The sequence below is a fragment of the Cellulophaga algicola DSM 14237 genome (assembly GCF_000186265.1).
In the GTDB taxonomy this organism is placed as follows: Bacteria; Bacteroidota; Bacteroidia; order Flavobacteriales; family Flavobacteriaceae; genus Cellulophaga; species Cellulophaga algicola.
On record NC_014934.1, the window covers coordinates 2,318,544 to 2,337,470 of the forward strand.

The window sequence follows — 18,927 nt, forward strand, 5'->3', positions numbered from 1 at the left end:
TTATGGAAAAACATTTTTTAATAGCCTTGTTTTTTTTGCCTCTTCTTCTTTCTTCGCAAGTAGATACCGAAAGTTCCTCTGCAGACGCTAATTATCTTGAGGATCAATTTTATTTAGGGGTCAATTATAATTTTATGCTAAAAAAGCCTGACGACGTTTTTAAGCGTAATTTCTCCTATGGATTACAGATTGGATTTATAAAGGATTTGCCGTTAAATGACAGCCGCACAATCGCTTTAGGGCTTGGTTTAGGTTATGCTGTAAACTCTTACTATTCAAATCTAATTGTTACTAACGAAAATGATGTGATTTCTTATTATGCAGAAAGTGATGCTTCCTTATATGATCGTAGTAAATTTGAGTTGCATAGTATAGAATTGCCTTTTGAATTGCGTTGGCGTAATTCTAGCCCTACTAAATACAAATTTTTACGTATATATTCGGGCGTAAAATTCGCATATAATTTTAGTGCAAGGTCTAAATTGGTAACAAGTACAGAGCGTTTAGGGTTTTCTAATCCAGATTTAGAACGCTTACAATATGGGCTTACTCTAAATCTAGGCTATAATACGTTTAACCTTCATTTGTATTATTCGTTATCAGACTTTCTGAAAAAAGATACCCAACTAGATACTGGAGAAGCTATAGCTATAAATTCTCTGAGAGTTGGACTCATTTTTTACATTTTATAACCAATAATTCAGGGTCATAAATTGTGTGGTTACTCCCAATAATAAACCACCAACTATTTCTAATTTTGAGTGTGTCCTAAAATATAGGCGTGATGATGCTAACAGTCCTCCTAATAGAATTAGAACGCTAATAGAAAGTGTTAGGTTTATTTCAAAATGTACGCTCAAATTGATCATATACATGATTAAGCTTCCAATACCTACCATATGTATACTATTGCTAAATCTTGCAAAGAGTAACACGAGTACTGTGAACAACGCTATAACAAGCCCTATAAAGTAATAATAAAGTTCTATAGTGTAATTGTTCGGAATTACTTTGTAGATGATCATAAAGAGCAAAATAATGCTAATGTAGATAGGATATTTACGTTCTTTAATAGTAGACATGGCTAGCGAATTAACGATGCCAATATTTCTTAAGATTAGAAAACTTATTATGGGTATAATTACCGATAAAATAAATATAGGGAGTAGGTTGCCTATTTGCATTTCTAAAGACGTATACTTTCTGGTAACCTGAAAATAAATTAAACTTCCATAAAGAGGAATAAATACAGGATGAAGTGCGTAGGCAATGAACTTTAAAAAGGCTTTCATTTATTCGGTTGTATTATGAGAAAAAAAGCTTTCACAGTTAATCTATGTACCATGTTAATTAAGCTTTAAAAAAGGCTTAAATTTCTTTTCTCATTCGTGCTACAGGGATGCTTAATTGTTCTCTGTATTTTGCTACCGTTCTTCTTGCGATAGGGTAGCCTTTCTCTTTTAAAATATCTGCGAGCTTATCATCTGTAAGAGGTTTTCTTTTTTCCTCTTCTCCAATTACATTTTCTAGTATTTTCTTAATCTCTTTGGTAGATACATCCTCTCCTTGATCATTTTTCATGGATTCAGAGAAGTATTCTTTTATTAATCGAGTACCGTAAGGAGTGTCTACATATTTACTATTGGCAACTCTTGAAACTGTAGAAACATCCATTTGTATGGTATCTGCAATATCTTTAAGAATCATAGGGCGTAAATTTCGCTCATCACCAGTCAGAAAATATTCTTCTTGATAATGCATAATTGTATTCATTGTAATGAATAGTGTTTGTTGTCGTTGCTTAATGGCGTCAATGAACCATTTTGCAGCGTCTAATTTTTGCTTTATAAATAGAACCGTATCTTTTTGTGATTTAGATTTTTCTTTGGCATTTTTATACCCTTCGAGCATGTTGTTGTAGCCCCTAGAAACATGAAGTTCTGGAGCGTTTCTGCCATTTAAAGTTAATTCTAGTTCTCCGTCAATAATTTTTATAGAAAAATCAGGGACAATATGTTCAATCATTCGGGTATTACCGGAATAAGATCCTCCTGGTTTGGGGTTTAATTTTTCTATTTCTGAAATAGCTTTTTTTAAATCCTCTTCAGTGATATTATGTTTCTGAATTAATTTTTGATAATGTTTTTTTGTAAACTGATCAAAAGATTTTTCTAAAATAGTAATAGCTAATTCAATACTTGGCGTAATCTCTTTGCGTTTTAACTGTATGGTTAAACACTCTTCTAAAGATGTGGCACCAACACCTGGCGGGTCTAATTCTTGAACTGTTTTAAGAACTTTTTTAATAGTTTCTGCTTCAGTATATACATTCTGAGTAAATGCTAAATCATCTAGGATGTCATTTATTGGCCTACGGATGTAGCCGCTTTCATCTACACTACCTACTAAAAATTCTGCAATTGACCATTCATCGTCACTTAAATAAATGGTGTTTAATTGATTTATTAAATATTGATTAAAAGAAGTTCCAGCAGCATAGGGTACTGTTTTTTCTTCATCATCGGCACTGTAATTATTGGCTTGAGTTCTGTATTCAGGGATTTCATCATCACTTAAATATTCATCAATATTTATATCTTCTGCATTGATGCTTTCGCTATCTGTTTCATCGTTAAACTCATCCTCATATTCATCATCAAAATCATCTGATTCTTCTTTTCCAGTTTCTAATGCTGGGTTTTCCTCTAACTCCTGCTTCAGGCGTTGTTCAAACGCTTGCGTAGGCAGTTGAATCAGTTTCATCAACTGTATTTGTTGAGGAGAAAGTTTCTGCGATAATTTAAAAGATAAATGTTGTTTTAGCATGAAAATAATGTGCTATAAAGCTTATAAGGTTATATTCTAATTTTAGAACTCTGCATTTTGTGGCGTTCTAGGGAAAGGTATAACATCTCTAATATTACCCATTCCTGTAGCGAAAAGAACTAATCTTTCAAAACCTAATCCAAAACCACTATGTACAGCTGTACCAAACTTCCTAAGGTCTAAGTACCACCATAATTCTTCTTCGTCAATGCCTAGTTCTTTTATTTTTTCTAATAAAACATCTAAACGTTCCTCACGTTGAGAACCGCCAACGATTTCTCCAATTCCAGGAAATAGAATATCCATTGCCCTTACGGTTTTACCGTCATCATTTAAACGCATATAAAATGCTTTTATTTTGGCAGGGTAGTCAAACAAAATTACAGGACACTTAAAATGTTTCTCTACAAGGAAACGTTCATGCTCACTTTGTAAGTCTGCTCCCCATTCCTCAATAATATATTTAAATTTCTTTTTCTTATTAGGTGTGCTGCTTTTTAAAATATCTATTGCTTCCGTATATGAAACTCTTTTAAAGTTATTTTCTGCAACAAACTTTAGTTTTTCAATAAGTGGCATATCGCTTCGCTCTGCCTGAGGTTTAGATTTTTCTTCATCTATTAAGCGTTGTTCTAAAAATTTCAAATCTTCAGCACAGTGCTCCAATATATAATTAATAACATCTTTGATAAAATCTTCTGCAAGATCCATATTTGCATCTAAGTCGTTAAATGCAACTTCAGGTTCAATCATCCAGAATTCTGCTAAATGCCTAGAAGTATTAGAGTTTTCAGCTCTAAAAGTGGGTCCAAAAGTGTATACTTTTCCTAATGCCATAGCATACGTTTCGGCCTCTAATTGACCAGAAACAGTTAAGTTTGTTTCTTTACCAAAAAAGTCTTGTTTAAAATCTATCTCTCCTGCGTCATTTAAAGGTGGTTTTTTCTGATCTAAAGTAGATACTCTAAACATTTCACCAGCTCCTTCAGCATCAGACCCTGTAATAATTGGGGTATGTACGTTGTAGAATCCGTTATTTTGGAAATATCTATGAACTGCAAATGACAGCGTGGAGCGTACTCTCATTACGGCTGCAAACGTATTGGTGCGCACTCGTAAATGTGCTTTTTCTCTTAAAAATTCTAAAGAGTGCTTTTTTGGTTGAATAGGGTAGGTATCCGGATCAGAAACACCCAAAACAACCAACTCTTTAACTTGAATTTCTACACTTTGCCCTCTTCCTTGACTCTCTACTAGCGTACCAGAAATTTTAACTGCGGCTCCTGTAGAAACTTTTTTCAGTAACGCTTCATCAAAATTTTCAAAATCAACAACACATTGAATATTGTTAATGGTAGAGCCATCGTTCAAGGCAATAAATCTGTTGCTTCTAAAAGTTTTTACCCATCCATTGATGGTAACTTCTTGTAAGGAAAGGTTTGAAGAAAGTAATTCTTTTATGCTGTGTGATTTCATTTGATAATTTTGTTGCTATTTGTATGCGCGATGGTCTGTGTACTGATAAAGCAATTTATTTGCTTATATCAATTTTAGCCTATCCTAAATTTATTTCTAAATAACAAATATAGCCTTTTTGTCAAAAAAGGTTTTAGTTGTTCAAACGATAAAATTCGTTTTTTTTATATTTAATCTTTAAAATTGTCTTCGTCTTTTGGTAAGATGTCTATCTGTGGTTCTTTTAATACTGTTTTATTTGCAATGTTGCGTTCCAGTGACAATAATAGAGATGGAAGCAATATTAAGTTTGCTAACATCGCAAATAATAATGTTGCGGAAACCAACGCTCCTAAAGCTACAGTGCCTCCAAAGCTTGAAATTGTGAATACGGAAAACCCGAAAAATAAAACAATTGAAGTGTAGAACATACTAACACCAGTTTCTTTTAAAGCAGCATAGACAGACTTTTTGATGCGCCAATTATTGGCCGTCAATTCTTGCCGGTATTTTGCGAGGAAGTGTATAGTGTCATCTACAGAAATACCAAATGCAATACTGAAAACTAATATCGTAGAAGGTTTAATGGGTACGCCCACAAAACCCATTAGACCTGCAGTAATTACTAGCGGTAAAAGATTGGGGATTAATGAGATTATAATCATCTTAAAAGATCGGAACAGATAAGCCATAAATAAGGCTATAAGGCCAATAGCTAACGCTAAAGACATAACTAGGTTGTTTACTAAATATTTTGTTCCTTTTAGAAAAATTAAAGCACTACCTGTCATGTAAACGGTATAGCGATCCGGAGGAAATATTTTATCTATATTCTCCTTTAGTTTACCTTCAATTGCTTCCATTCGGATGGTTTTAACATCCTTCATGTAGGTCGTAATTCGTGCTATTTGCCCAGTAGTGTCCACAAAACTTTTCAATAAATTTCCATTACCAGATGATTTTCGAGCAATATCCATTATAAAAGTATTTTCCTGTGAAGTAGGGAGTTGGTAGTATTTTGGAATTCCGCTATAAAATGCTTGTTTTGAGTATTTTACTAAATTTACGGCAGATATAGGGCGAGATAATTCTGGGATCTCATGAATCACATCGCTTAATTCATCCATCTTTTTTAAGGTAGATGGTTTTAGAACCCCTTTTTTACGTTTTGTGTCTATAATAATTTCTACGGGCATAATGCCATCAAACTCTTGTTCAAAAAAGCGAATGTCTCTAAAAAACTCAGTTTTCTTCGGCATGTCCTCTATGGGACTTCCTGAAATATCAATTTGATAAATACCAATGATACTAAGCACCAAAAGGCAAATGGATACAATGTATACGGAGATTCTTTTTTCGCGGACTATGTATTCCATCCAGTTGACAAACGTATCAATCCAGCGTGTGTTTAAATGCTTTAGGTGCTTTGTTTTGGGTAACGGCATAAAACTATATGCAATTGGAATTATTAAAAGAGAGAGTATAAAAATTCCTATAATATTGATGGAAGCAACAATACCAAATTCTTTGAGAAGCTGACTGTCGGTAACAATAAATGTGGCAAAACCAGAGGCAGTTGTAATGTTTGTCATCAAAGTTGCATTTCCAATTTTGGAAATTACACGCTGTAATGATAAGGCTTGATTGCCATGTTTTTTGACTTCTTGTTGGTATTTATTTATTAAGAAAATACAATTCGGAATCCCGATTACAATTATTAAAGGAGGGATTAATGCAGTAAGAACAGTAATTTCAAATTGTAATAAACCTAATACACCAAAAGACCACATTACGCCAATAATAACAACACACATAGAAATTAACGTGGCTCGGAAACTCCTAAAAAAGAAAAAGAAGATTAGCGAAGTTACCCCTAAAGCTGCAAGTATAAATTTTCCAATCTCTTGAATGATACTCTCGGAATTCATGGTACGGATGTAGGGCATTCCTGAAACATGCACATCTAGATTGGTCTCATCTTCAAAATTTTTCACTAATTGATTCAGGTCTTCTATGATAAAATCTTTCCGTGCAGAAGTATTGACAATGTCTTTGTCTAAATAGACAATAGTTCTAATAGTTCTAGTTTCTTTATTATAAATTAAATCTTCGTAAAACGGGAGATTATTAAATAAGTGAGAAGTTAAAGTGTCTATTTCTGACTTTGTGGTAGGTGTTTTTTTTATAAAAGGTTGCATCACAAAAGCTTGTTTTACCGTGTCTTTTATAAGCTCTTGTAAATTGTCTGTAGATAATACAAAGTCTACTTCTGGGAATGCGGCTAATTGTTTGCTAAACTTGTTCCAGCGGTTAAATTTTGCAGGGGTAAAAAGTGTTGAATCTTTTACACCCAGTACCACAACGTTTCCTTCCTCTCCAAAAGTTTTCAAAAAAGATTGGTACTGTACATTTACAGGGTGATGATCGGGTAATAAATTTGCTTGCGAACTAGAAAATCGCATTTTATCCCACTGTAAGGCTAGAAACACAGTTAGAGCAATGACTAGAAAAAGAATTAGTATTCTATTTCTTAGAATGATATTTGCGGTTTTTGCCCAGAAACCTTTAGTTAATTTAGCAACCATGTTATTTTTTAAAAATTGGGGTAAAGGTAGAAAATGATTACGGGTAATCACAGTATTCTATTAAGGTAATAGCTACTTTTAATACTAATTTTATGAAATTTATGAATTAACATAAAAAAAAGGGCAACTATTTTGTTGCCCTTGTAGAGTTTTGAATTAAAAGTGAAATTATACTTTCATTATTTCGGCTTCTTTAACCGTTAAAACTTCTTCTATTTTTCTTGAAAATTTATTGGTAAGCTCCTGTATATCTGCTTCTGCATTTTTCTTTAAATCTTCAGATGCGTCATCAAGAGCTCTAATTTCTTTATTTGCCTCTTGTCTAGCATTACGGATACCTACCTTAGCATCTTCAGCTTCACCTTTTGCTTGCTTTGCTAAATCTCTTCTGCGTTCTTCTGTTAGAGGTGGTACGCTAATGATAATAAAATCACCATTATTCATCGGGTTAAAACCAAGATTGGCAATCATTATCGCTTTTTCAATAGGTTGTAACATGTTTTTTTCCCAAGGTTGTACGGTTAGCGTACGAGCATCTGGGGTACTCACATTGGCAACTTGTGCTAGAGGAGTTTGAGAGCCGTAATAATCTACCATTACGCTAGATAGCATAATTGGATTCGCTTTTCCTGCTCTAATTTTTGCAAACGCTTTTACTAAATGGTCAATTGACCCATTCATGCTTTCGTTGGTACTGTCTAGTATAAATGTAATTTCTTCGTTCATTTTATTTCTTTTTTAATAGCTGTTGCATGTCATATGCCAATCTCTAATTATCTACAACAGTCCCAATGTTTTCTCCCGAAACTAGTTTTAATAAATTACCTTTTTTATTCATATCAAAAACAACTATAGGTAATTCATTTTCTTGACTTAACGTAAATGCTGTTGTATCCATTACTTTTAAGCCCTTACTTAAAACATCTTTAAAGGTTATGGTATCAAATTTAGTAGCTGTTTTATCTTTTTCTGGGTCAGAGGTATAAATACCATCTACTCTTGTTCCTTTTAATATTACATCAGCTTCAATCTCTATCGCTCTTAAAACTGCAGCAGAGTCTGTAGTAAAATAAGGATTTCCAGTTCCTCCTCCAAATATAACAACTCTTCCTTTTTCTAAATGGCGCATTGCTCTTCTGCGAATAAAAGGTTCTGCTACTTCATTTATTTGAATTGCAGATTGTAACCTTGTTTGAATACCGGCTTCTTCTAAGGCGCTCTGCAAAGCAAGGCCATTGATAACTGTAGCCAACATTCCCATATGATCACCTTGTACGCGATCCATGCCATTACTTGCGCCTGCAAGGCCTCTAAAGATATTTCCTCCGCCAATGACAATAGCGACTTCAATTCCTTTATCAATTACTTCTTTTATTTCTTCAGCATATTCTGCCAACCTTTTTGGGTCAATTCCGTATTGTCGTTCACCCATTAAGGCTTCGCCGCTTAATTTTAAAAGAATTCTTTTATACTGCATGGTTCGGATTTAGTTAAACTAGTGCAAAAATAATCAAAATATTTTACGAGAATAGTCCAATAATAATTAATTACCATCCTAATTATTTCTAAAAACATTCTGTACTGTTATATTATTTTAATAATCTTGTTAAAATAATAACAAATACTCTCAAGGTTTTAATAATTATGAATACAATTTATATGAAAAAAATAGGCTTTTTTATAGCATTATCAATTTTAATGCAAGCTTGTGGTTCCTCTAAAAGTTTAGTAACTGCAGATAAAAGTATAATTAAAGTAAAGTTAGATTTAGTAACTGTTTTAGAAGATAAAGTTTTAGTAGAAGTAGACCCAGGAGCATTTTCAGCTAATGAAGTTTTATTCTTTATCCCCAAAACAGTACCTGGAACCTATAGTACAGATAACTATGGTAAATACATAGAAAATTTTAAAGCTTTTGATTACAAAGGAGCAGAGTTATCCGTTTCTAAAAAAGATGATAATACGTGGGTAATTACCAATGGCGCTAGTTTAGATAAGGTTTCATATTACGTAAATGATACGTATGATTCTGAATCTGAAGTAGAAAGTGCCGTTTTTTCTCCTTCTGGAACCAATATTCTTAAGGATCGTAATTTTATGCTTAACCTTCATGGGTTTGTTGGTTATTTTAAGGGTTTAACGGAGGTTCCGTATGAATTATCAATTTTGCATCCTGCTAATTTGAAGGCCACCACTTCCTTAAAAGAAACCAACTCTAAAAAGGTTGCAGGCTTAGATGTTTTTTATGCAAGTAGGTATTTTGAAGTTACAGATAACCCTATTCTTTACGCTAAAGCGGATGTTGCTTCGTTTGAAGTGAATGGTATTACAGTTAATTTAAGTGTTTATTCGCCTAATGGGTTATATAAAGCTTCTGCTTTAAAAGATAGAATGTTTAAAATGATGTCTGCTCAAAAAACTTTTCTAGGGGATGTTAATAGCACAAAAGAATATAATATTTTATTGTATTTATCTGAATTAGAAAATGACGCAAGTGGTTTCGGTGCTTTAGAGCACCATACATCTACGGTTGTAGTTTTGCCAGAACAAATGGATCAAGTTAGGTTGGAGCAGGCGTTAGTAGATGTCGTTTCTCATGAGTTCTTTCATATTGTTACTCCGCTAAGTGTACATTCTGAAGAAATTCAATATTTTGATTTTAATGATCCTAAAATGTCTAAACACCTTTGGATGTATGAAGGAACAACAGAATATTTTGCTAATTTATTCCAAATACAACAAGGTTTAATCAGTGAAGAGGAGTTTTATGAACGTATTATGGGTAAAATGTTGAACGCTAAGCGTTATGATGATACGATGTCATTTACGGTCATGAGTGAAAATATTTTAGATGATCCTTATAAAGACAATTATGGTAATGTATATGAAAAGGGTACCTTAATTAATATGGCTTTGGATATCACATTACGCGATTTAAGCGAAGGAGAAAAGAGTGTTCTTTGGTTGCTAAAAGAATTATCTAAGAAATATGGTGATGCTATTCCGTTTAAAGATGATGCTCTTATCGGAGAGATTGTGAGTATGACATATCCAGAAATTGCGGACTTTTTTGCGGCTAATGTAGTTGGGACCACTCCAATTGATTATAATGACTATTTGTCAAAGGTGGGTCTTGAACTCGGTACAGTTGAAGAACAAAGTGGTTATTTTTTAAAGGGTGATGTGCCTTTTATAGATGTCGATCAAGCTAATAATAATGCTGTTTTTGTTAGAGAAAATATTGAATTAAATAGTTTTTTTGTTGCTATAGGATTGAAAGGCGGAGATGTCTTTAAGTCTATTGATGGCACAGAAATTACATTAGAAAGTCTAAGACCAATTATAGGACAGAGTTTTGGCTGGCCAACAGATAAGTTGGTAACTATCGTGGTAATGCGTAATGGGGAAGAATTAACATTGACGGGTAAAGCAGGTATTCCTGTTGTAAAGGTTGATAAAATTAAATCTAAGGACAATGTTACCGATGCACAATTGCAATTAAGACAAGTATGGATGAAAGGGTAGTGCGCTTTTATTAAACCGATAAAAAAAAGGAACGCGCGAGCGTTCCTTTTTTTGTATAAATTTTTCAGTAATTTATGGTTTGCTAATTCCTATAGCTTTCTTTTTATGAAATTAAATGTGCTTAAATTTTAATTGATTTTTATTAGCTTTCGTATTAAGGTGCCTGCTTGTGTCAAGCAACTTAATCTTTGCTATTGTTGCAGTAAGAATCTCCTACGTATAGTTAACCGCTATTTTTTTAATGCCACAGATGTGGACTATACTTAGAGTGATAGGGCTTTAATTTGCTACTAAGCTAATTTAATTGTAAAACAAGTTTTTTTAGTAGTAGGGTGTTTAAAGCTATTACCAGGTTTTGAGCTTTACTTCTAAATAAAACTATCCTAATTTATTAATGGGGTATTAAAATAGAAATAAAAAAAAGGCCACAAATTGCTTTGTGGCCTTTTTAAATAGTATAATTTTTTGTAATTACCCTAAAGTAACACGCTTAAATGAAGTTACCGCTAAACCATCTTGTGCAGATGAAACATAAGTAGCAACATTTATTTTTTCATCTTTAATGAAGTTTTGATCTAATAAACATTGTTCTTGATCAAGACTTGTGTTATCAGAAATAAAACGTTCCATTTTCCCTGGAAGAATTTTATCCCAGATTTTTTCTGGTTTACCTTCTGCTTTTAATTCCGCTTTAGCAGCTTCTTCAGCATTTGCTATAACTTCAGGAGTTAATTGTCTCATAGAAATGAATTGAGGGACGTTTTTAAGCGTTTTTCCTAATCTTCCTAACTCTTCATTATCTTTTTCGATAACTGCAATTCTAGCTTCTGTTTCAGCAGAAACAAAAGAAGGATCAAAATCTTTATAAGATAGTGTAGTTGCACCCATAGAAGCAATCTGCATAGCAACATCTTTACCAACTTCTTCGTTTTTAGAAGTTAAACCTACTAAGGCAGCAATTTTGTTGATATGTACATAGCTACCTACATAAGGAGCTTCTAATTTTTCAAATGCAGTAATATCTAATTTCTCACCAATTACACCAGTTTGTTCTACTAGTTTCTCAGCTACAGTCATTCCGCCAAAATCTGATGCTAAAAATTCCTCTTTAGTGTCAAAGTTTATTGCTTTGTCTGCAAGTTCATTAGCTAGTGCTATAAAGTTTTCATTTTTTCCAACGAAATCAGTTTCACAACCTAAAACAATAGCAACACCAACAGTATTGTCTGCATTAAGTTTTGCGATGGCAGCACCTTCAGTATTTTCTCTATCAGCTCTTTTTGCTGCAACTTTTTGACCTTTCTTACGAAGAACGTCAATAGCTTTGTCAAAATCTCCTTCAGCTTCCACTAAAGCATTTTTGCAGTCCATCATTCCAGCTCCAGTAGCTTTTCTTAACTTATTTACTTCTGCGGCGGTAATTTTAGCCATTTTATATATGATTTTAAAAACTAGGCTAAAACTAAAACTTTAAAAGGTTTAGTTCTAGCCGATAGTGTTAATTAGAAATTTTATTTATACTAGGTTAATGTTAAGAAGGTAGCTTACTCGATACCACCTTTAACATTGTCTTGCCATTCTTTTAACTCATCCCATTTACCTTCAGCAGCCATTTTAGCTTGCTTTGGCCATGATGCAGGATTCTTAGAGGCAAACTTAGAGCCAGCGGCTGCTAAGATTGTACTTAATTCCTCTTCAGTTTTTCCAGCTAAATCACTGAAAGAATTAATTCCAGCTGTTTGGAAGATTTCAGAAATTTTTGGACCGATACCTTCAACTTTAGTTAAATCATCAACGCTTATTGTTGCCGCTTCTGTTTTAGTTTCTGTTGGAGCTTCTTCTGTTTTAGTTTCAGCTTTCGCTTCAGTTTCTACAGCTTTCTTTTTCTTTGGCGCAGCTTTTTCAGCATCGTCACCACCTTCTTTTCCAGATTGTTTCTCTGACTTACGCTCAGATAAACCCTCAGCAATAGCATCAGTTACATGAGTTAAGATAGCTTCAATAGATTTAGAAGCATCATCATTAGAAGGGATGATATAATCCAATAATCTTGGGTCAGAATTTGTATCTGCCATAGCGAAAATTGGAATGTTTAATTTTATAGCTTCTTTTACAGCAATGTGCTCACGCATGGTATCTACGATAAATAATGCACCTGGTAAACGTGTCATTTCAGAAATAGAACCTAAGTTTTTCTCTAATTTTGCACGTAAACGATCAACCTGTAAACGTTCTTTTTTAGATAAAGTTAAGAAAGTACCATCTTTCTTCATTCTATCAATAGTAGCCATTTTTTTAACAGCTTTACGGATAGTAACAAAGTTAGTTAACATACCACCTGGCCATCTTTCTGTGATGTAAGGCATGTTCACTTTTGAAACTTTTTCAGAAACGATGTCTTTTGCTTGTTTTTTGGTAGCTACGAAAAGTATTTTTCTACCTGATGCTGCTATTTTTTTAAGAGCTTCATTAGCTTCTTCTAATTTTGCAGCAGTTTTGTAAAGGTTAATTACATGGATACCATTACGTTCCATGTAAATGTATGGAGCCATGTTTGGATTCCATTTTCTTGTTAGGTGACCAAAGTGTACACCTGCTTCTAGTAAGTCTTTTACTACGATTTTGTTTGCCATTTTCTTTGTACTTAGTTTACGTTCTGTTGAATTAGCAATATTGAAGTGGCACGATAATTTGTGGCCTCCTATATTTAGATGCTAAACTAGTTTCCAAAAGCTGTTATACTCTTGGACAACAACAACTTGATTTTAAAATTTAACCCTGAAAAGATGTTTTTCAGGGTTTTCAATGAACTTTTGTATAAACTGAATGAACAGTTTAAAATATAACTCGATACGATTAACGTTTCGAGAATTGGAATTTTTTACGTGCTTTTTTCTGACCGAATTTCTTACGTTCAACCATTCTTGGATCTCTAGTCAATAAACCTTCTGGTTTAAGAACCAATCTGTGTTCTGGATCAATTTCGCACATAGCTCTTGATAGTGCTAAACGAATTGCTTCAGCTTGACCGGTGATACCACCTCCAAATACATTTACAGTTACATCGTAAACATCTTCAACATTTGTCAATGAAAAAGCTTGTTTTACTTTGTATTGTAAAGTAGCTGTTGGAAAATATACTTCTAAATCTTTTTTGTTAACAGTAATTTTACCGCTACCCTCTGAAAGATAAATACGTGCAACTGCAGTCTTTCTTCTCCCTATTTTGTGAATTACGTCCATTATGTAAGGTCGATTAAATTAATTACGGTTGGTTTCTGAGCTTCTTGACCGTGTTTAGTTCCTTCGTAAACTTTAAGATTACGGAAGATTGCAGCTCCTAATTTGTTTTTAGGTAACATTCCTTTTACAGAACGTTCTACAATGCTCACTGGATTTTTAGCCATAGCCTCTTTTGCTGTTTGAAATCTTTGACCACCCGGGTAACCAGTATGGCGTACGTAGGTCTTACTTTCCCACTTGTTACCAGTCAAATTAATCTTTTCAGCATTTATAACAACAACGTTGTCTCCACAATCTACGTGTGGTGTAAAGCTTGGCTTGTATTTTCCTCTTAGTAATTTTGCAACTTTTGAAGCAAAACGACCTAATGTTTCTCCTTCTGCATCAACTAACACCCATTGCTTATCAACAGTTGCTTTGTTCGCGGAAATTGTTTTGTAACTTAATGTGTCCACAGTAATTTTTTATTTATTAAACACTTAAATCCCGTTTAATGGGGTGCAAATGTACAATTATTAACTTGAATAACAAATAGTTGTTTCTAAATATTTCATTTATTTTTTCAACTACCTTGTTTTTCACTCTTATTTTTGTAATGTTTTCTCTCTAAATTAGAGGGCTGTTTTCTTTTTTACTAGTGTGCTTCTAGCCAATTTTCTCCCACACCTACTTCAACATCTAAAGGTACTTCTAGCTTATAAGCGTTTTCCATTTCTGATTTAATTAACGTTTTCATTTCTTCTAATTCTGGTTTATAAACGTCAAAAACTAATTCATCGTGTACTTGAAGTAACATTTTAGTTTTGTATTTACCTTCTTCTAGCTTTTTATGAATATTAATCATGGCAATTTTAATGATATCTGCAGCACTACCTTGTATGGGTGCATTAACCGCATTCCGTTCTGCTGCTCCTCTTACAATAGCATTACTTCCGTTAATATCTTTTAAATACCTGCGTCTGCCTAAAACAGTTTGCACATATCCATTATCTCTCGCGAAATCTACAAGTCCGCCCATGTAACTTTTAAGTTTTGGGTAGGTCTTATAATAAGTGTCTATTAATTCTTTGGCTTCTGCTCTTGATAAATCTGTTTGATTGCTTAATCCGAAGGCAGAAACGCCATAAATAATACCGAAATTAACTGTTTTGGCATTACTACGTTGTTCTCTTGTAACTTCTTCTAGTGGAACATTGAATACTTTTGATGCAGTTGAAGCATGAATATCTTCCCCATTCTTAAAAGCTTCTATCATGGTAGTTTCTTCACTTAAGGCTGCTATGATTCTAAGTTCTATTTGAGAATAATCAGCAGCAACTAATACATATTCTTTATTTCTAGGTACAAAAGCTTTACGTACTTGTCTACCTCTTTCTGTTCTAATAGGTATATTTTGAAGGTTTGGATTGTTACTACTTAAACGTCCTGTGGCGGCTACTGTCTGCATATAATCTGTATGTACTCTGCCTGTGCTTTCTTCTACTTGTGCAGGTAAAGCATCTACATACGTGCTTTTGAGTTTTGCTAGTCCTCTGTATGATAATACGTTCTCAATAATTTTATGATCTTTTGCTAAATAGGAAAGTACATCTTCTGCTGTGGAGTATTGCCCTGTTTTTGTTTTTTTAGGTTTTTTAACTAGTGCTAATTTGTCAAAAAGAATATCGCCTAACTGTTTTGGAGATGCAATGTTAAATTCTTCACCAGCTTCTTCGTAGATGTCTGCTTCTAATTTTTTGATGTCATTATCTAGGTCTTCAGCAAGAGAGTTTAGAAATTTAGTATCTAAATTGATGCCTTCTAGTTCCATGTCTGCAAGAACATGTAAAAGCGGAATTTCAATATCAGTGAATAATTCTTGTGTCTTTGCTTCTTCTAATTCAGGTTTAAACTGCTGTGCTAATTGGTACGTAATATCAGCATCTTCTGCTGCATATTCAGTTTGATTAGGTAAAGGAACATCACGCATGTTCAATTGATTTTTCCCTTTTTTTCCAATCAATTCTGTTATAGATACAGGTGTATAGTTTAAGTATGTTTCCGCTAGCACTTCCATATTGTGGCGCATGTCAGGATTAATTAAATAATGCGCTAGCATGGTGTCAAAACATTTGCCTTTAACTTTTACGTTGTATTTGTCTAGAACCTTAATATCATATTTTAAATTCTGACCTATTTTTTCAATAGCTTCATCTTCAAAAAATGGACGTAGTTGTTCTATAATTTCTTGCGCTTCGGTTTTATCTGCAGGAAATGGAATGTAAAATCCTTTTGATGCTTCCCAAGAAAAAGCAATTCCAACTAGTTCTGCGGTAAGTGGGTTTAATCCTGTGGTCTCTGTATCAAAGCAAACAGAAGTCTGTTTTAAAAGATTTTGAAGAAAAAGTTTCATGGCCATTCCTGGAGCAACACTCTGGTAAACATGAGAAATGTCTTTTATTGTTTTTCTGCTAGAAAAATCCATTACAGTTTCTGATGCGGTACTTGGGTCGCCTCCAAATAAGGAGAACTGACCAACACCAGCCTCTTTGGCTTGTGGTTTTGTTTTAGTGTTACTACTCGTATCCGTAGCTGTAGTATCATCTTCGGTTGAGAATAATTTTAGAAATTGATCTTTTAATCTTCTAAATTCTAATTCTTCAAATAATACCTGTACCTTTTCGGCATCAGGCATGGTTAATTCGTAATCGTTTGCATTGAAAGTTACATCACAATCAATACAGATGGTAGCTAGTTTTTTGGATAAAAGACCTAGTGCTGCATTATCCCTTACTTTTTCTTTCATTTTACCTTTTAGCTTGTCTGTATTAGCTAATAGGTTTTCCATAGAACCAAATTCTTCTATAAATTTCTTTGCTGTTTTATCACCAACACCTGGTAGGCCGGGAATGTTATCACTGGCATCACCCATCATTCCCAAGTAATCTATAACTTGCTCAGGACGCTCTACGCCAAAACGTTTTTGTATTTCCGGGATTCCCCAAATTTCAATGCCATTGCCCATTCTAGCGGGTTTGTACATAAAAATATTCTCAGATACTAATTGGCCGAAATCTTTATCGGGCGTCACCATAAATACCTTGTAATCTTCTTTTTCTGCTTGCTTTGCAAGTGTGCCTATAATATCATCTGCTTCCCAGCCTTCTAGAACTACTACAGGAATATGCATTGCCTTTAAGATATCTTGTATATAAGGTACAGCTATACGTATAGCATCAGGTGTTGCATCGCGATTGGCTTTGTACTCTGGAAATAGTTCTGTGCGTTCTGCACTTCCACCTTTATCAAAACAGACTGCTAAATGATCGGGTTTCTCGCGTCTAATAACGTCGAGTAATGAATTCATGAACCCCATGATAGCAGAGGTATCCATGCCTTTAGAATTTATCCTGGGGTTTTTTATTAAAGCGTAATATCCGCGAAATATTAATGCATATGCATCAAGAAGAAAGAGTCTTTTTTGTTCTGCCATTTTATTTTTTCAATTCAAGAATTTCAAAATTACGAAGATTATCTAATTCTATCTTTGTAATTATACTTTAATATAGGAATCAGGAGTGTTGTTAAGATGGCCTTTTTCTGAGTAGGTGCGATAGGTAAATCCTGGTTGTATGCAGTAAGCTCCAGTTTCCCCTTGTTTGTTTATGGCGATAAAGCCAATTTGAAAATTTAAGTTGCCTTTGTTTTTAGCAATGATTCTGTTTACGCCTTCTTCACAGGCTTCTTGTGGAGATTTGCCTTGTCGCATTAATTCAACAATTAAAAAACTGCCTACAGTTTTGACGACTTCTTCGCCAACTCCCGTTGCAGTTGCTCCGCCTATTTCATTGTCTATAAATAATCCGGCACCAATGATTGGGGAATCACCCACGCGCCCAGAAATTTTATATGCCATGCCGCTAGTGGTACATGCTCCAGAAATATTGCCGATGCTATCAATGGCGAGCATGCCAATAGTATCGTGGTTTTCTATGTTTACAATGGGTTTGTATTGTGAAGTTTTTTTCCACTCAAGCCATTCTTGTTTCGATTTTTCAGTTAATAAATTTTCTTTTTCAAAACCCATTTCATAGGCAAATTGTTCTGCGCCTTTACCTGCCAACATAACATGTGGAGTTTCTTCCATTACTTTTCGTGCTACAGAAACAGGATGAACTATGTTTTGCATGCAAAGTACAGCACCGCAATTTCCTTGGTGATCCATAATGCAAGCGTCTAGTGTAACCTTGCCATCGCGATCCGGTCTTCCTCCTTTGCCTACAGATTGGTTGCTTTCATCAGCTTCCTCTATCATTACCCCTTGTTCAACGGCATCTAGAGAATTGCCTCCATTTTTAAGAACCTCCCATGCTTTGGCACTTGCATTCGCTACGTCCCAAGTGGCAATAACAATGGGTTTAATTCCTTTTGTTGGTGTTATTTTTGTTTTTTCATTAGAGTAAGAGGCTGCTAAGGGGGTTGAAATAATTGCTGTAGCGGTAATTGTAGCGTTTTTTATAAATTTTCTTCTTTGCATGATACGGGTATGTTGATTACTTTAGAGTTTTAAATATAAGCATATGCTAATAGAAATTTGTGCTAATTCTTTAGAATCGGCCGTGAATGCAGAAAAAGCAGGAGCAGATAGGATAGAGTTTTGTTTAGAACTGGGCTTGGGCGGGATAACGCCATCTTTCGGAATGCTAAAAACAATCCGAGAACATATTTCAATTCCTGTACATGTTCTTGTTCGGCCTCGTAGTGGTGATTTTTATTTTTCAGACTTTGAATTTGAGGGGATGTTAAGGGATATTGAGCTTTGTAAAGAGTTGGGTTTTGACGGAATTGTTTCTGGTGTTTTAACTCAAAATTTCAGTTTAGACCTTAGGCGTACCGCATTACTTATCAAAGAAGCTTCGGGTTTGTGTTTTACTTTTCATCGCGCTTTTGATTGGGTGGCTGATCCTTTATTGGTATTAAGGCAATTGGAAGATTTAGGGGTACAGCGTATACTTAGTTCTGGTCAGCAAAGAACGGCATTACAAGGTATTGAGTTGCTTTCTGATTTAAAATCAATGGCGTCAAATTGCGCCATAATGCCTGGAGGTGGAGTGAATTTAGCTAATGTTTTGACTTTTAAAAATGCTGGTTTTGATTGTGTTCATTTATCAGCAGCTACACTTCAAGAAGTCGGTTTAAATAAAGAGAATCTTCCCATGAGTTATTCGCCCTATTTAGAGGAGCGTTGCCGTATAACTTCTAATGCGGCTATAATTTCAGAAATAGTAAACAAGGTTAAATAATAATCAAATGG

General features: G+C 34.2%; 15 protein-coding genes. 3 read left to right on the forward strand and 12 right to left on the reverse strand.

Going from position 1 to position 18,927, the window contains the following annotated elements:
• Positions 1–2 precede the first annotated feature (2 nt).
• Positions 3–692, forward strand: a complete 690-nt coding sequence (locus tag CELAL_RS10090; protein ID WP_013550808.1) for a porin family protein — start codon at positions 3–5, stop codon at positions 690–692.
• Here the strand turns inward: CELAL_RS10090 and CELAL_RS10095 are convergent.
• From CELAL_RS10095 to pyrH, 6 genes are all read right to left on the reverse strand, one after another.
• On the reverse strand, positions 687–1,292 hold the full coding sequence (locus CELAL_RS10095; RefSeq protein ID WP_013550809.1) for a hypothetical protein: 606 nt from the start codon (positions 1,290–1,292) through the stop codon (positions 687–689). The two genes, CELAL_RS10090 and CELAL_RS10095, sit on opposite strands and share 6 nt — an antisense overlap.
• A 76-nt stretch (positions 1,293–1,368) precedes the next feature.
• The gene (gene rpoN / locus CELAL_RS10100; protein ID WP_013550810.1) at positions 1,369–2,826 is read right to left on the reverse strand and encodes an RNA polymerase factor sigma-54; all 1,458 of its coding nucleotides are present in this window, start codon (positions 2,824–2,826) and stop codon (positions 1,369–1,371) included.
• A 42-nt stretch (positions 2,827–2,868) separates the two neighbouring features.
• Positions 2,869–4,302: an asparagine--tRNA ligase gene (asnS, locus tag CELAL_RS10105; RefSeq protein WP_013550811.1), complete on the reverse strand. Its 1,434-nt coding sequence runs from the start codon at positions 4,300–4,302 to the stop codon at positions 2,869–2,871.
• Positions 4,303–4,472: 170 nt separating this feature from the next.
• Positions 4,473–6,866: an efflux RND transporter permease subunit gene (locus CELAL_RS10110; protein ID WP_013550812.1), complete on the reverse strand. Its 2,394-nt coding sequence runs from the start codon at positions 6,864–6,866 to the stop codon at positions 4,473–4,475.
• A gap of 168 nt (positions 6,867–7,034) precedes the next feature.
• Positions 7,035–7,592: a ribosome recycling factor gene (gene frr, locus CELAL_RS10115; protein ID WP_013550813.1), complete on the reverse strand. Its 558-nt coding sequence runs from the start codon at positions 7,590–7,592 to the stop codon at positions 7,035–7,037.
• A 43-nt stretch (positions 7,593–7,635) separates the two neighbouring features.
• Positions 7,636–8,343 carry a UMP kinase gene (gene pyrH / locus CELAL_RS10120; RefSeq protein ID WP_013550814.1) on the reverse strand — a complete coding sequence of 236 codons (708 nt, stop codon included), beginning with the start codon at positions 8,341–8,343 and terminating at the stop codon, positions 7,636–7,638.
• 182 nt (positions 8,344–8,525) lie between these two features.
• On the opposite strand from pyrH, the gene CELAL_RS10125 reads away from it, so the two are divergent.
• The gene (locus CELAL_RS10125) at positions 8,526–10,391 is read left to right on the forward strand and encodes a M61 family metallopeptidase (protein ID WP_041557688.1); all 1,866 of its coding nucleotides are present in this window, start codon (positions 8,526–8,528) and stop codon (positions 10,389–10,391) included.
• 471 nt (positions 10,392–10,862) lie between these two features.
• Here CELAL_RS10125 and tsf read toward each other — a convergent pair whose 3' ends face one another.
• The 6 genes from tsf to CELAL_RS10155 form a co-directional block, all read right to left on the reverse strand.
• Complete coding sequence (tsf, locus tag CELAL_RS10130; RefSeq protein ID WP_013550816.1) at positions 10,863–11,822, reverse strand: translation elongation factor Ts; 960 nt, start codon at positions 11,820–11,822, stop codon at positions 10,863–10,865.
• 113 nt (positions 11,823–11,935) lie between these two features.
• The gene (rpsB, locus tag CELAL_RS10135; protein ID WP_013550817.1) at positions 11,936–13,024 is read right to left on the reverse strand and encodes a 30S ribosomal protein S2; all 1,089 of its coding nucleotides are present in this window, start codon (positions 13,022–13,024) and stop codon (positions 11,936–11,938) included.
• Between the two features lie 223 nt (positions 13,025–13,247).
• Entirely contained in the window at positions 13,248–13,634 is a 387-nt protein-coding gene (rpsI, locus tag CELAL_RS10140; RefSeq protein ID WP_013550818.1) for a 30S ribosomal protein S9, read from the reverse strand.
• Positions 13,634–14,089 (reverse strand): 50S ribosomal protein L13, encoded by a 456-nt coding sequence (rplM, locus tag CELAL_RS10145; protein ID WP_013550819.1) that lies wholly within the window; start codon positions 14,087–14,089, stop codon positions 13,634–13,636. Before rplM ends, rpsI begins: the two co-directional genes overlap by 1 nt.
• A gap of 179 nt (positions 14,090–14,268) precedes the next feature.
• A complete protein-coding gene (gene polA, locus CELAL_RS10150) occupies positions 14,269–17,106 on the reverse strand; it encodes a DNA polymerase I (protein ID WP_013550820.1) in 2,838 nt (945 codons plus the stop codon).
• A 60-nt stretch (positions 17,107–17,166) separates the two neighbouring features.
• Complete coding sequence (locus tag CELAL_RS10155; protein WP_013550821.1) at positions 17,167–18,150, reverse strand: isoaspartyl peptidase/L-asparaginase family protein; 984 nt, start codon at positions 18,148–18,150, stop codon at positions 17,167–17,169.
• Positions 18,151–18,193: 43 nt separating this feature from the next.
• Between CELAL_RS10155 and CELAL_RS10160 the strand changes: the two genes are divergently transcribed.
• A complete protein-coding gene (locus CELAL_RS10160) occupies positions 18,194–18,916 on the forward strand; it encodes a copper homeostasis protein CutC (protein ID WP_013550822.1) in 723 nt (240 codons plus the stop codon).
• Positions 18,917–18,927: the final 11 nt, after the last annotated feature.

Bases quoted from the DNA above. Each gene is read 5' to 3' on its own strand.
- CELAL_RS10090 (WP_013550808.1), top strand. From the start codon at position 3: ATGGAAAAACATTTTTTAATAGCCTTGTTTTTTTTGCCTCTTCTTCTT.
- CELAL_RS10095 (WP_013550809.1), bottom strand. From the start codon at position 1,292: ATGAAAGCCTTTTTAAAGTTCATTGCCTACGCACTTCATCCTGTATTT.
- rpoN (WP_013550810.1), bottom strand. From the start codon at position 2,826: ATGCTAAAACAACATTTATCTTTTAAATTATCGCAGAAACTTTCTCCT.
- asnS (WP_013550811.1), bottom strand. From the start codon at position 4,302: ATGAAATCACACAGCATAAAAGAATTACTTTCTTCAAACCTTTCCTTA.
- CELAL_RS10110 (WP_013550812.1), bottom strand. From the start codon at position 6,866: ATGGTTGCTAAATTAACTAAAGGTTTCTGGGCAAAAACCGCAAATATC.
- frr (WP_013550813.1), bottom strand. From the start codon at position 7,592: ATGAACGAAGAAATTACATTTATACTAGACAGTACCAACGAAAGCATG.
- pyrH (WP_013550814.1), bottom strand. From the start codon at position 8,343: ATGCAGTATAAAAGAATTCTTTTAAAATTAAGCGGCGAAGCCTTAATG.
- CELAL_RS10125 (WP_041557688.1), top strand. From the start codon at position 8,526: ATGAAAAAAATAGGCTTTTTTATAGCATTATCAATTTTAATGCAAGCT.
- tsf (WP_013550816.1), bottom strand. From the start codon at position 11,822: ATGGCTAAAATTACCGCCGCAGAAGTAAATAAGTTAAGAAAAGCTACT.
- rpsB (WP_013550817.1), bottom strand. From the start codon at position 13,024: ATGGCAAACAAAATCGTAGTAAAAGACTTACTAGAAGCAGGTGTACAC.
- rpsI (WP_013550818.1), bottom strand. From the start codon at position 13,634: ATGGACGTAATTCACAAAATAGGGAGAAGAAAGACTGCAGTTGCACGT.
- polA (WP_013550820.1), bottom strand. From the start codon at position 17,106: ATGGCAGAACAAAAAAGACTCTTTCTTCTTGATGCATATGCATTAATA.
- CELAL_RS10155 (WP_013550821.1), bottom strand. From the start codon at position 18,150: ATGCAAAGAAGAAAATTTATAAAAAACGCTACAATTACCGCTACAGCA.
- CELAL_RS10160 (WP_013550822.1), top strand. From the start codon at position 18,194: ATGCTAATAGAAATTTGTGCTAATTCTTTAGAATCGGCCGTGAATGCA.